This window comes from Bradyrhizobium sp. USDA 4011 (assembly GCF_054063415.1).
Genome location: NZ_JBSSGG010000001.1, coordinates 348,671 through 362,085 on the forward strand (window position 1 = coordinate 348,671; position 13,415 = coordinate 362,085).

Annotated in this window: 12 protein-coding genes and 1 pseudogene; 5 read left to right on the forward strand and 8 right to left on the reverse strand. The window is 65.1% G+C overall.

What is annotated here, in order from left to right; all coding sequences use genetic code 11:
* Positions 1-72: 72 nt before the first annotated feature.
* Positions 73-471, forward strand: a complete 399-nt coding sequence (locus ACVW1C_RS01855) for an MAPEG family protein (protein ID WP_176531588.1) — start codon at positions 73-75, stop codon at positions 469-471.
* A 113-nt stretch (positions 472-584) separates the two neighbouring features.
* On the opposite strand, the gene argC (ACVW1C_RS01860) is transcribed toward ACVW1C_RS01855, so the two are convergent.
* The 6 genes from argC (ACVW1C_RS01860) to ACVW1C_RS01885 all read right to left on the reverse strand — a co-directional run bounded on the left by argC (ACVW1C_RS01860) (position 585) and on the right by ACVW1C_RS01885 (position 5,759).
* Entirely contained in the window at positions 585-1,562 is a 978-nt protein-coding gene (gene argC / locus ACVW1C_RS01860; protein ID WP_456756919.1) for an N-acetyl-gamma-glutamyl-phosphate reductase, read from the reverse strand.
* Positions 1,563-1,596: 34 nt separating this feature from the next.
* Entirely contained in the window at positions 1,597-2,190 is a 594-nt protein-coding gene (locus ACVW1C_RS01865; protein ID WP_456756920.1) for a class I SAM-dependent methyltransferase, read from the reverse strand.
* Positions 2,191-2,206: 16 nt separating this feature from the next.
* On the reverse strand, positions 2,207-3,187 hold the full coding sequence (gene argC / locus ACVW1C_RS01870) for an N-acetyl-gamma-glutamyl-phosphate reductase (RefSeq protein WP_456756921.1): 981 nt from the start codon (positions 3,185-3,187) through the stop codon (positions 2,207-2,209).
* A complete protein-coding gene (locus ACVW1C_RS01875) occupies positions 3,184-3,864 on the reverse strand; it encodes an FMN-binding negative transcriptional regulator (protein ID WP_456756922.1) in 681 nt (226 codons plus the stop codon). Before ACVW1C_RS01875 ends, argC (ACVW1C_RS01870) begins: the two co-directional genes overlap by 4 nt.
* 221 nt (positions 3,865-4,085) lie before the next feature.
* Positions 4,086-5,075, reverse strand: a complete 990-nt coding sequence (locus ACVW1C_RS01880) for an MBL fold metallo-hydrolase (RefSeq protein ID WP_456756923.1) — start codon at positions 5,073-5,075, stop codon at positions 4,086-4,088.
* Between the two features lie 153 nt (positions 5,076-5,228).
* On the reverse strand, positions 5,229-5,759 hold the full coding sequence (locus ACVW1C_RS01885) for a DedA family protein (RefSeq protein ID WP_456756924.1): 531 nt from the start codon (positions 5,757-5,759) through the stop codon (positions 5,229-5,231).
* A 163-nt stretch (positions 5,760-5,922) separates the two neighbouring features.
* On the opposite strand from ACVW1C_RS01885, the gene ACVW1C_RS01890 reads away from it, so the two are divergent.
* From ACVW1C_RS01890 to ACVW1C_RS01905, 4 genes and pseudogenes are all read left to right on the forward strand, one after another.
* Entirely contained in the window at positions 5,923-6,291 is a 369-nt protein-coding gene (locus tag ACVW1C_RS01890) for a hypothetical protein (protein WP_456756925.1), read from the forward strand.
* Between the two features lie 128 nt (positions 6,292-6,419).
* Entirely contained in the window at positions 6,420-8,480 is a 2,061-nt protein-coding gene (gene parE / locus ACVW1C_RS01895) for a DNA topoisomerase IV subunit B (RefSeq protein ID WP_456756926.1), read from the forward strand.
* 229 nt (positions 8,481-8,709) lie between these two features.
* Positions 8,710-9,501 (forward strand): outer membrane protein, encoded by a 792-nt coding sequence (locus ACVW1C_RS01900; protein WP_456756927.1) that lies wholly within the window; start codon positions 8,710-8,712, stop codon positions 9,499-9,501.
* A gap of 199 nt (positions 9,502-9,700) precedes the next feature.
* Positions 9,701-10,470, forward strand: a pseudogene (locus ACVW1C_RS01905) (SDR family NAD(P)-dependent oxidoreductase).
* A gap of 78 nt (positions 10,471-10,548) precedes the next feature.
* On the opposite strand, the gene ACVW1C_RS01910 reads toward ACVW1C_RS01905, so the two are convergent.
* Entirely contained in the window at positions 10,549-11,793 is a 1,245-nt protein-coding gene (locus tag ACVW1C_RS01910) for an FAD-dependent oxidoreductase (RefSeq protein WP_456756928.1), read from the reverse strand.
* A gap of 72 nt (positions 11,794-11,865) precedes the next feature.
* Complete coding sequence (locus ACVW1C_RS01915; protein WP_456756929.1) at positions 11,866-13,362, reverse strand: caspase family protein; 1,497 nt, start codon at positions 13,360-13,362, stop codon at positions 11,866-11,868.
* Positions 13,363-13,415 lie beyond the last annotated feature (53 nt).

A 13,415-nucleotide genomic window follows, 5' to 3' on the forward strand; every position in this document is an offset into this window, starting at 1 on the left:
GCCAGGTCTTCCGCTCAGCTATAAACAGATGGTCCCGACGGTCGGGAATCGAATTCACGTGAGGGGGAGACGATGACGCGCGAACTGTTCTGGCTGTCGCTGACGGTGATCCTGACCGGGCTGCTATGGATTCCCTACATCATCAACCGTTGCCAGGTGCGCGGCCTCTCCGGCGCCATGGCCAACCCATCGCGCAACGACAAGCCGCACGCCGAATGGGCCAACCGGCTGATGTTCGCCCATGACAACGCGGTCGAGAACCTCGTGATCTTCGCGCCGCTGGTCTTGATCCTCAACGCGGCCGACTATTCCACCAAATGGACGGTGCTGGCCTGCGCCGTGTATTTCTGGGCCCGCGTCGCGCATCTGATCGTCTACACGCTCGGCCTGCCGGTGTTCCGCACCTTGGCCTTCACGGTCGGCTTCCTCGCCCAGGCGGTGCTGGCGCTGGCGATCTTCAAGGCTCTCTGAACCGCAAAATTCCAGCCGGTCGCGGCACAGCCGCGCCGGCCGAAGCTAGGGTCGGAACTCATTTCTTTGAGATCGAAGGCAAACGACGGGACGGCACGGACTCGCAAACGATCTCACGGCCAAACGGGTACGCCGTCCAGTCCCGCGGTTTCTGGCAGGCCGCAGATCAGGTTCGCATTCTGCACGGCTTGGCCGGCCGCTCCCTTGCCGAGATTGTCGACCACGCCCATCGCAATCACCAGGTTGCGCTCCGGATCGGCCGCATAACTAACGAACGCGAGGTTCGAGCCGGTAGCCCATTTGGTCTGCGGCGGCTTGTCGGTCACGCGGACGAACGCCCGCCCGGCGTAGAAGCGCCGGGCGGCGTCAAGGCACTGGCCCGTAGTGGCGCGGCCGCGGCAATAAATGGTGGCAAGTACGCCGCGGGTCATCGGCACCAAGTGCGGCGTGAACACGAGCCCGGCCGCGCTACCGCCACTCAGCCGTTCGATCGTCTTGGCAATCTCGGGCATGTGGACGTGCTGGAGCAGACCGTAGGGCAGCAAGTTCTCGTTGCTCTCGGCGTAGCCGAACTTACTGTCGGCACCGCCCCGGCCGGCGCCGGAGATGCCGGTCTTGACGTCGATCACGATGTTGCCAGGCTCGATCAGCTTGTTGACCAATAGCGGCGCCAGCGCGTTCAGCGTCGCCGCGGGGAAGCAGCCGGGGTTGGCGACGCGGGTCTGACCCTCGATCTCGGCCGGCCAGACGTCGGCCAGGCCGTACGCCCAACCCTCGACGTAGCGGTGGTCGCCGCCGATGTCGACGATCTTCACGTCCTTGGGGACGCGCGCCAGCGCCTCACCCGAGGCGCCCGTGGGCAGCGAGGCGAACAGCACGTCGAGCTTCGGCAGGGTCACAGGATCCCACTTCTCGATCACCAGCTCGGAGAGCTTCGCCGGCACACCGGGGAAGCGGTCCACCAACCGGCTGCCGGCGCTGCCCTCGCCCGCGGCGTAGATGAGCTCGAAAGACGGGTGGCTCGCGACCAGGCGCATTGCCTCGCCGCCGCCAAAACCGCTGATCCCGACAATGCCGACGCGAATGCTCATGGTGGTGTCCTACTGCCGGAGTGAGCGAACAGGTTTAGTCTTCGCCCTTGCGCGCGACGACATGCAGCATCGTAGCGGGCGCTTCATCAAAGCTCTTGATCTCGCTGGTGTCGGACGACAGCTCCGTCCATCGCCCGGCGGACGCGTATGTCGCCTGCAGCCATTCCGGCGAGGGGTAGTTGTAGTAACGGCCGATGCTGTCGCGACCGTCGCCATGGCCGATCTTGTAGCTCGCGTAGAAGATGCCCCCCGGCTTCAACGCCCGATGGATGCGGCGGAGGATGCCTGCCAATTCGTCGCGCGGAACATGCAGCAGGCAGGCGCTGGCCCAGACGCCGTCATAGGTGTCGAGATCCTCGAGTTCGTCGAACAGCATCGCCTCGACCGGATGATTGATGCGGCGCGCGGCGACTTCCGCCATCTCGGGGGAACCGTCGGTCGCACGCAGCACAAAACCTTCGGCGAGCATGACCGCGGCATGATTGCCGGCGCCGCAGCCGAGTTCGAGGATCGTGCCGCCCGGCGGCAGCAGCTTGAGAAAGCCGATCAGCCGGGTGGACGGGGCTTTCGCCCACCCGGCATAGGCCTCGGCATTGCGCCGGTAGAATTGCAGCGTGGCGTCGTCCACGATGCGCGCCTCGCCGTCAGGTGTCGGCCAGCCCGAGCATCAGCCGCATGTTCTGCACCGCGGCACCCGAGGCGCCCTTGCCCAGATTGTCGAGCCGGGCAACCAGCACGGCCTGGCGGTGCTTGTCGCTGGCGAACACATAAAGCTCGAGCTGGTTGGTCTCGTTGAGTGCCTCCGGCTCGATCCGCCCACCCTTGCTGGCCTCGTTCTGCAGCGGCATCGCCGAGACGTATTTGCTGCCGGCGTACCACTTCGCCAGAACAGCCTGCAGGTCAGCACCGGTCGGCTTGCCCGGCAGCGTGTCGAGTTGCAGCGGCACCGAGACCAGCATGCCCTGCCGGTAGTTGCCGACCGACGGGATGAAGATCGGCCGCCGCGTCAGATGCGAGTAAAGCTGCATCTCCGGCACGTGCTTGTGCTCAAAGCCGAGGCCATAGAGCTCGAAGGCCGGCGCCGAGCCGTCCTCAAAGCTTGCGATCATCGACTTGCCGCCGCCCGAATAGCCGCTCACCGCGTTGACGGTGACGGGATAATCCGCCGGCAGCAGGCCGGCATCGACGATCGGCCGCAGCAGCGCGATCGCACCGGTCGGATAGCAGCCCGGATTGGAGACCTTCTGCGCGTTGCGAATCTTGTCGGCCTGGTCGGGCGCGAGCTCCGCGAAACCGTAGGCCCAGTCGGGCGCGACGCGATAGGCGGTCGACGCATCGAGCACCTTCGGCGCCGAATTGCCCATCGTGTCGATCAGCGCGACCGTTTCCTTGGCGGCCTCGTCAGGCAGGCAGAGGATCACGAGATCCACCTCCTCCATCAGCGCGCGCTTGGCGCCTGCATCCTTCCGCTTATCGTCGGCGATGTGCTTCACCGCGACGTCGCCGATCGCGTGCAGCCGCTCCTGGATGCCGAGGCCGGTGGTGCCGGATGCGCCGTCGACGAACACGGTGGCCTTGGCCGCACCGCTCTTGGTTTTCGGCTGATTGGTGTCGGTGACGGTCATGGCATGCTCCTTTCGAGCTCGTTCGTTTCGATAGCAAAAACATCCGGCCGCGCCTGCCGCATCAGATGCGCGATCTGTTGCGCGCCGGCATCCGCCTGCGCGGCAAGGTGACCTGCGACCGCCGCGTAGTCGGTCTCGGATTTGTGCTGGTTCAGCTTGAAGCTGCCCTCCACCTCTTCCACCGTCATCTCAAGGCCCACGATCGCCTTCTTCATGGCATCGAGCCGCGCGGCTGTCATCTTGCCTGACGTCCAGTTACTTGAAGTCCCGGGCTTCTTCGGCAACAGCCGGTCCTCGAACTTGGCACTCAGTGCGTCGATCTGAGCCGCAAGTTCCTCATCCGACAGGGTCCGCACCGGCCCGGTCAGATGAACGGCCTGATAGAGCCAGGTCGGCACCTGATCGGGCGACACATACCAGCCCGGCGACACATAGGCATCCGCGCCGGTGACGGCCAGCAGCCAAGGGCCCCCGTGTGCCAGCTTTACCAGCGGATTGTGACGGGCAACATGAAACAGCGCCCGCGGCGTGCCGTCGGCGGCGTAGCTCAAATAGAACGGCAGCGCGGAGGCGATCGGCTTGCCGCCGTCCCACGCGCAGGCGATGCCGAAACCGCGCGCTTCCGCAAAGCCGAGGCTCGCGGCGCGGTCAGGCTTGAAGGGCGGTGGCGTATACATGGTCGAAACTCCTGCGTGACGAAGGAGCCGCCAAATCGAACCGCGTGTCTTTTTTCAGGAGAGCGCCGCGGGAGGAGATCCGGCGGCAGAGGCGATGGTCTTAAACGCGAGCGACCGCCCATACCGCGAGAATGCGGCGGCGGCGGGCGATGATGATGGTCGCGGCGTTGATCATGGGCGCGGCTATAAGGCCGCGCCCGATTTGCGTCAAGGAAAACCGTTCAGATCGCCGGATTCCACGGCGCCGGCACGACGCGGTAGCCGTTGCCGTCCTTCACCACATTGCCGAGGCCCGGGAACGGATAGTGATAGCCCTGCACCTGGAGCCGCTCTGCAACCACCATGTCATAGATGCGGCGGCGGGTCTTCTCCGCCACGTCGCCGTCCTGGTCGAAGAACGCATGCCAGCCCGGATTGGCCGCGAACAGGTTCGGATTGTTGGTGACGTCGGACTGGATGAAGACCTTGTCCGGACCCGAAGCCAGCACGTAAGAGGTGTGGCCCGGCGTGTGGCCGACGGTCTCGACCGAGGTCAGGCCCGGTGCGATCTCCTTGCCCCACTCGTAGGGCGTGACCTTCTTCTTCAGGCCGGCCTCGAAGATATTGCGGTTGTTCTTGAACAGGCCCTGCATGCGGCCGGCCGGCGCCCGGCTCATCTCGCCGTCGTCCATCCAGAACTTCCATTCGGTCGCCGGCACCAGCACTTCGGCATTCGGGAACGCCGGCGTGCCCTCGGCCGTCAGCAGGCCGTTCACGTGGTCGGTGTGGAAATGCGAGATCACGACCATGTTGACGTTCTTGGGATCGAAACCGGCCGCGACGAAATTGTCGGCGAACTGGCCACTGGCTCCCTTCGAACTGGCCTTCGCCAGCGCGCCGTTGCCGGTGTCGATCACGACCAGCTTGCCCCCGGTGTTGAGCACGAGCGGCGCGTACCAGATCGACACCATGTCCCGCGGCATGAACGCCTTCTCCAGCGCCGCGTTGACATCGTCCCGCTTCGCATTCGGGATGAAGGAATCTTCCAGCTTGAAGACATTCTTGCCGTCGGACACCGCGGTGACCAGGATGTCGCCGACGTTGTAGCGATAGAAGCTCGGCGCCTGCTTGTCGGCGGCGGGCGCGGCGGCTACCGCGGGAACGGCAGGCAACAACGGTGCGGCGGCGATGCCGGCCGCGCCTGCGAGAGCGTGACGTCGTGTCAATTCCATCTGTTGTCCTTCCAGTAAAACGTTGATGCGCCCGGCGGAGCCACGTCTGCCGCGGTGAGTTTTGCTCAGCGTTTTGACACTCGTGCGAAGACGGTTGTGCAAGCAATTGTTCTTCCGCCTAACCCCTGCACCGTAGCGATATTCCTGAAGTCGTTACACCACCCGCCACATCCACTCGACGACCTGGCCAATGACGTCGCCGAACAGCAGCAGCGCCGCCGACCAGACTAGGGCGGAGACGAAATTGGCGATCTGGAATTGCCAGTACGACATCTCGAATATGCCGGCCGCAAGCGGCACCGAGGCCCGCAGCGGGCCGAAGAAGCGGCCGATGAAGATGCTGGGCACGCCCCAGGATTTCACGAAGGCCTCGCCGCGCGGCAGGATCTCCGGATAGCGCGACAGCGGCCACATCTGGGCAACGTGCTCCTTGTAGCGATAGCCGAACCAGTAGGAGACCCAGTCGCCGAGCGCGGCCCCGATGCCGCCCGCGATCCAGATCGGCCAGAAACTGATCCCGCTGACGCCGATCAGGGCGCCGATCGCGATCAGCGCACCCCAGGCGGGCACCAGCAACGAGATGAAGGCGAGCGATTCAGCGAACGCCAGCAGCATGACGATCGGAGCGGCCCAAGCCTGGTGATGGCGGACGAATTCGGCCAGGGCCCGCGCAAAGTCTTCCATCTCGTCGAGTGCCCTCCGCTGCGTTGAAAACCGAATGAACCTTTGTAGCGGCACACAGCCTAAGAACAGGTAAGCTAGCCCATTGCGTGACATCAAGTCACAAAGGCGGGGATCAAACGTGATTTCCGGTAAGGCCGGCACCTCCCTCATAGGGAATCATTGGATGATCGGGTCACTGATGATGTGCGTCGGCGTTCTCGTCCTGTTGTTCGGAATGCTCGCGGGCATCGTTATGGGTATCCAGCACGACTTCACGTTGGGGCCGGCGCATGCCCATCTCAATCTGGTCGGCGGCGTGCTGCTGTTCCTGTTCGGCCTTTACTACCGGCTGGTGCCGGCGGCAGGTACCATGTTGCTCGCCAGGATCCAGGGCTGGCTGCATATCGTCGGCGGCATCCTGTTTCCGGCCGGCGTGGCCGCGGTGTTGCTGAAGGGTCCTGCGTTCGAGGCGGCGCCGATCGTGGGATCGTTGATGGTGGTCGTCGCCATGGCCCTGTTCACGGTCGTTGTATTCCGCACCTCGCGGGCGTAATCGCAGGCTCCTAACTATTCAGGCGGCCGGGCCCTAACGGCGCGGCCGTCCCCATTTGGCAGCCCATCCGTGGCATAGTCAGAGCAACCGATTCGCTGCGCCCAGACCGGCGCACCACTTGAAGAACCATGTCCAAACCACTGAAATCAAACACCAAAAGTAAATCTGCCGACGATCTGTTCGGTGCCCCGGAGCCGAAGGGACGCGCCCCGGCGAAGGCTGCTTCCCGGCCCACGGGAGCTGCCGAAGCCGGCTATACGGCGGCTGATATCGAGGTGCTGGAAGGGCTGGAACCGGTCCGCCGGCGGCCCGGCATGTATATCGGCGGCACCGACGAAAAGGCGCTGCACCACCTGTTCGCCGAGGTGATCGACAACTGCATGGACGAGGCCCTCGCCGGCCACGCCACCTTCATCGACGTGGAGCTGACCACCGACGGCTTCCTGACCGTGACCGACAACGGCCGCGGCATCCCGGTCGATCCGCATCCGAAATTCCCGAAGAAGTCGGCGCTCGAAGTCATCATGTGCACGCTGCATTCGGGCGGCAAGTTCGACTCCAAGGTCTACGAGACTTCGGGCGGCCTGCACGGTGTCGGCGTCTCCGTGGTCAATGCCCTCTCCTCACGGCTCGAGGTCGAGGTCGCGCGCAGCGGGCAGCTGCACCGCATGACCTTCGAGCGCGGCCATCCCAAGGGCAAGCTCGAAGACCTCGGCAAGATCAACAACCGCCGCGGCACGCGCATCCGCTTCAAACCGGACACCGATATTTTCGGCGCCAAGGCGGCCTTCAAGCCGCAGCGTCTGTTCAAGATGACGCGCTCGAAGGCGTATCTGTTCGGCGGCGTCGAAATCCGCTGGCGCTGCGACCAGGAGCTGCTGAAGGGCGTCGAAGACATCCCGGCGGAAGCCAAGTTCCACTTCCCTGGCGGCCTGAAGGACTATCTGGCCGCGGCGATCCATGCCGACACGCTGGTGCATCAGGATATCTTCTCCGGCAAATCCGGCCGCAGCGGCGCGCATGGCGCCTGCGAATGGGCGGTGGCCTGGACGGCCGATGCCGACGGCTTTCTGTCGTCCTACACCAACACGGTGCCGACGCCCGATGGCGGTACGCATGAATCGGGTCTGCGCAGCGCACTGCTGCGCGGCTTGAAGGACCACGCCGAGCGCGCCGGTCAGGGCAAGCGCGCGGCCTCGATCACCTCGGAAGACGTGATGGTGGGCGCGGCCGTGATGCTCTCGGTGTTCGTGCGCGAGCCTGAATTCCAGGGCCAAACCAAGGATCGCCTCGCCACCGCCGAAGCGCAGCGCATCGTCGAACAGGCGATGAAGGATCCGTTCGACCACTGGCTGTCGGGCAATCCGAACCAGGCCAACCGGCTGCTCGACTTCGTGATCGATCGCGCCGAGGAACGGCTGCGCCGCCGCCAGGAGAAGGAAACCGCGCGCAAGACCGCCGGCAAGAAGCTGCGCCTTCCCGGCAAGCTCGCGGATTGCTCCGATGCCGGCACCGAAGGCTCTGAACTCTTCATCGTCGAAGGCGACTCGGCCGGCGGCAGCGCCAAGCAGGCACGCGATCGCAAGACGCAGGCCGTGCTGCCGCTACGCGGCAAGATCCTCAACGTCGCGTCCGCCGGCAAGGACAAGCTGACCGCCAACGCGCAGCTCTCCGATCTCGTGCAGGCGATCGGCAGCGGCACGCTCGCGCACTACCGCGAAGAGGATCTGCGCTATCAGCGCATCATCATCATGACCGACGCCGACGTCGACGGCGCCCACATCGCATCGCTCCTGATCACCTTCTTCTACCGGCAGATGCCGCGGCTGATCGACGAGGGACATCTCTATCTGGCGGTGCCGCCGCTCTACAAATTGAAGCACGGCACCAAGTCGGTTTACGCCCGCGACGACGCCCACAAGGAAGAGCTGCTCAAGAGTGAATTCAACGCCAACGCCAAGGTCGAGGTGAATCGCTTCAAAGGCCTCGGCGAGATGATGCCGGCGCAGCTGAAGGAGACCACGATGGACCCGGCCAAGCGCACGCTGCTGCGCGTGGTGCTGCTTGCCGACGATCGCGAGGGCACTGCCGACTCGGTCGAGCGGCTGATGGGCACCAAGGCGGAAGCCCGCTTTGCCTTCATCTCCGACAAGGCCGAATTCGCAAGCGACGATCTGCTCGACGTTTAAGGCCCAACCAACTGATTTGAAATGATTTTCCGGCCGCCCCCAGATCGGGGCGGCCGTTTTTCATTCGCCCTTTCGGAGAGCGCCTGCGGTTTCCTTTTCGAGCGGTTGTGTCTCACCCGCAACAGCATTTGCGGCGTAACCACGTATAGTCCTAATATGAGTTTCGGGAATCGGTGCGATCGCGCTCCCGTCAGCGACCCGATCGAACGCTAAAGTCGAGGATTTGGAAATGAAGAAGATTTTGCTCGCTCTGACCGCGGTTGCTGCGATGACGGGTACCGCGTCGGCTGCCGACCTGGCTGCCCGCCCCTACACCAAGGCTCCGGCCCCGATCGCAGTCGCTCCGAGCTGGACCGGCTTCTACATCTTCGGCGGCGGCGGCGGCGGCGTCTGGGACGCTGACACCGGCGTCCAGTCGACCGTCACGGGCGCGCCGATCCTCGGCTTCAACCAGCGCCAGGGTGGCGACGGCTGGTACGGCACTGTCGGTGCCGGCTATGACTGGCAGACCGCCAACAGCTGGGTGATCGGCGTGTTCGCCGACGGCCAGTTCGGCAGCCTGAAGGGCACGATCCAGGATCAGGGCCTCGGAATCGCCGGCAACATCAAGAACGACTACAGCTGGGCCGCCGGTGCGCGCCTCGGTTATCTGGTCGCTCCGAACGTTCTGTCCTACGTCAACGCCGGCTATTCCAACTCGCACTGGAAGGGCACCACGCTGTTCAACACCGCCACTGCTCTCCCGGTGGGTGGACACACCGACGGCTTCGATCGCAGCGGCTGGTTCGTCGGCGGCGGCGTCGAGAACAACCTGAACATCTTCGGCATCACCGCGCCGGGCTGGTTCATGAAGACCGAGTACCGGGCTGCCTACTACGACAACAAGAACATCTCGGAACTCGCCGACGTCACCAACATCTCTAACGGCCGCGACATCACCTTCAAGCCGCTCGTCCAGACCATCAGCACCTCGCTGGTCTACCGCTTCAACTGGACCGGTCCGGTTGTTGCCAAGTACTGAGCTGAGTACTGATCCCTGCTGACCTGGCAGACGAAAAGCCCCGGCATTGTCCGGGGCTTTTTTGTTGCCCGAACGTCTCCCAGAACAAGCTCGCGCCCCCCCCTCGCGGTGCAGGGCCGACCGGCCGCGCCCGATCTGGTCAGCGCTGTGGCGATCGGGCACTCTCGCGACCGGATTCAAACCACAGCGGACAACAACAATGAGAAACGGACAGTTTGATCTCTCGGGCAGGGTCGCGATCGTCACCGGCGGCAATGGCGGCATCGGGCTCGGGATGGCGCGCGGCCTGGCGGATGCCGGCGCGGCGGTTGCCGTGGTCGGCCGCAACGAGGCGAAATCGAAAGCCGCCGTCGAGGAACTCGGCAAGCGGGCGTCAAGGCGATCGCGGTGGCAACCGACGTCACCGACAAGGCCGCGGTCACCGCGATGGTCGAGCGGGTCATCGGCGAGTTCGGCCGGATCGACATCCTCGTCAACAACGCCGGCATGAGCATCCGCAAGCCGCCGCACGAGCTCGAGCTCGACGAGTGGAGCAAGGTGATCGACACCAACCTCACCAGCGCCTTCCTGTGCTCGAAGGCGGCCTATCCGGCGCTCAAGGCCTCGGGCCGCGGCAAGATCATCAATATCGGCTCGATGATGTCGATCTTCGGCGCGAGCTTCGCCGCGGCCTATGCCGCGAGCAAGGGCGGCATCGTGCAGTACACCCGCGCCTGCGCCAACGCCTGGGCCCCCGACAACATCCAGGTCAACGCCATCCTTCCCGGCTGGATCGACACCGATCTGACGAAGGGCGCGCGCCAGCAGGTCGCCGGGCTGCACGAGCGCGTGCTCGCACGCACGCCGGCGGCCCGCTGGGGAGCCATCGACGACTTCGCGGGCATCGCCGTGTTCCTGGCTTCGCCGGCGTCGGACTTCGTCACCGGCACCGCGATCCCCGTCGACGGCGGCTATTCGGTCATGGCCTGAGACGCAGAGGCCCCGGCACAACGCCGGGGCCTTCGCGTCCGGTTGGCCCGGGAGAAGTTCGCCGGCACGCGGGCCGCTTCAGCGCGCCGCCGGCGAATGGACGTGCTCCGGCCGCACCCCGATCGCGACAAGACGCGCCGTCAGCCCTTGCAGCCAGGGCATCGCGGTGATCAACCGCAACGCGAACGGCACCGGTTGATCGCCGCCCTTCAGCGCAGCGCTGATGATGTTGTTCTGCGCGATCACCTGCATGCGTTGCGTCACCCGGACCGGGAATTCGCGGCGCCGCCGCACGGCATCGAGCTCGTCCTCCGGCGGACAGCCAGCTGCGAGCTTGGCCGCCAGGATGTTGGCGCTCGCGACCGCGTCCTGCACCGCGAGGTTGACGCCGACACCCCCGATCGGCGACATCGCGTGCGCGGCGTCGCCGATACAGAGCAGGCCAGGACGGGTCCAGCGCGTCAGGCGATTGATCGCAACCGTAAGCAGCTTGACGTCGTCAAAACTCTTCACGTCGGCAATGCCGGCCTTGAGGATCGGCGCGAGCCGCAGCACATCGTCGAGCAGCGCCGGCAATCCCCTCGCCTTCACGGCCTCGTACTGTCCCTTGGCGATCACATAGGCGCACTGCCAATAGTCGCCGCGGTCGAACGTCACCATCATCTTGCCGTCGTCGATGCGGGCGAACAAATTCTCGGTCTCTTCCCGACGCCGCCCGACGCGAAACCACAGCACGTCCATCGGCGCGCCGATCTCCTCGACGTCGAGGCCGGCGTGCTCGCGCACGATCGAATGGCGGCCGTCGCAGCCGATCGTGAGATCGGCCTCGATCTCGACGGGGCCATCAGGCGTTTTCACGTGGACGCCTGCAACAGCGTCGCCGCGCCGGATCAGGTCGGTCGCCTCGGCGCTCATCAGAACCTGCAGCGAGGGGAAACGCTTGCCGCTCTCGCGCAGGAAATTGAGGAAGTCCCACTGCGGCATCATCGCGATGAAAGGATATTTGACGCTGAGGCGGCTGAGGTCGGCGATCCGCACCGAGGTGCCGCCGAACATGCCTTCGAGCTTCTGGATGTCCTGGTGCGGCAGCTTCAGGAAGCCGTCGATCAGACCGAGTTCGTCCATCACCTGCAGGGTCGACGGATGCACGGTGTCGCCGCGGAAGTCGCGGAAGAAGTCGGCGTGCTTCTCCAGCACCACGACATCGACCCCGGCGCGCCCGAGCAGATAGCCGAGCATCATGCCGGCCGGCCCGCCACCGACCACGCAGCAGCGCACCTTCATCTGACGCGTCTTCGGCGCTGCCGGATTGCCTGCATCCATGATGCCGTCCTCATCGCTGCCTCGCCTCTCGGGCGCCGACTCTAACGCAGACCGGATGACAAGGATGCTGTGCTATCGCCTGAACGTCTTGATTTCCGACACGCTGCCATCGCGGTAGGTCAGCTCCACCGAAACCGACTTGGTCTGCGGCGCGAGCTTCAGATAGGGCTGCGCGTCGGACGGGATTGCGCTCGGATCGCGCGAATTGCAGGCTGGCATCTTCAACACCTTGTCCGGTACCGCGGTGTCGATGCCGATCCGCACCTCGCGGATCGCGCAGCGATACGACATCAGATGCGTATAGTAGACGAGCAACCCCTTGAACTCGCGGAACGACAGCCAGCTCGTCGCGGTCATGTCGAGGATCTTGCGCTGGTCGCGGATCAGCGCAGCGTCGGGATTGAACTTGATCGGGAACGGCCCCTGCATCTCGCCCTGCGTATCGACATAGCGAATCTCGATCGTCGCCGCCGGCGCGTCGGCCGGCAGCTCGATCGACGGATTGGGCATCCGCTTGCGCGTGCGCGGATCGAGCGTGTCCATGAAGCCGGTTTCGCGGAAATCGCCGCTGTCGCCGATCCGCCAGGAGATGCCGAGCGTCGGATCGGCGATCGAGAACACGACGGTCCAGCCGCCATTGTGCCGCGAGAAGCTCGCGATCGGCGCGTTGATCGAATCCTCCTTCGGCAGCTTCGGCACCGAGACCGGCGGCAGCGCGGCCACCTGCTGCGGCGGAGCCGACGGCTTGGCCGCCTCGGCCGGCGCTTTCGCGATCCCGTTCAGGAAGACGTCGTCGACCATCTGGTCGAAATAGACCGGGATCTGCTTGTGCTTCACGGTCTCGGCCATCTCGCTGACCAGACGCCGCGTGCGCTGCGCGACCTGCACGAGGTTTTCGCCGGGCCGCAGCAATTCCCTGGCAAAGGTTCGCGTGAACACCGAATTGGGATTGGCGTCGTCGTTCGACAGCCGGTCGAGCGCGGTCTGGCGCGGCCCCGCCGAGAATACCGAGAACACGCCTTCGGGCAGCTGCGTCATCGGCGCGAGGCCGCCGCCGCCGGCAACGGCGCGCGTGCCGGCCCGCTCGAACGGATTGTTGCGGCAGGCGTCGAACACCAGGATCGAGGTCCGCGCCTTCTTGTTCTGCAACCGCTCGATGATGCGGTCGGCGAGAACCGAGGCGTCGCGCACCAGCTCCTCCTGCCCTTCGGTGGCGGCCGGCACGTCGGTCGGCAGCAGGAAATTCTGGCCCGCGATCTCGAAGCCGTGACCGGCATAGAAGAAGAACGCGGTGTCGCCGGGTTCGACGGCGCGGTCGAAGGCGAGCAGCGTCTCGGAGAACGCCTGCCGGTTCAAATTCTCCGCCACCATGACGTTGAAACCGAGCTGCTTCAGCGTGTCGCCCATGGTGCGGGCGTCGTTGACCGCCTTCTGCAGTTTGGGCACGTTCCTGTAATCATTGTTGCCGATCACAAGCGCGACGCGCTTTTCAGCCTGGGCGGGCGCCGCCGATGCGACAAAGGCGACCGCCAACAGGGCCGCGGAAAGTCTCGAAAGCCGGCTCATCATCCCAATTCCCGCCTGCACGACAAGTGCGCCGCTCGTGCGACCGCCGCCTAATA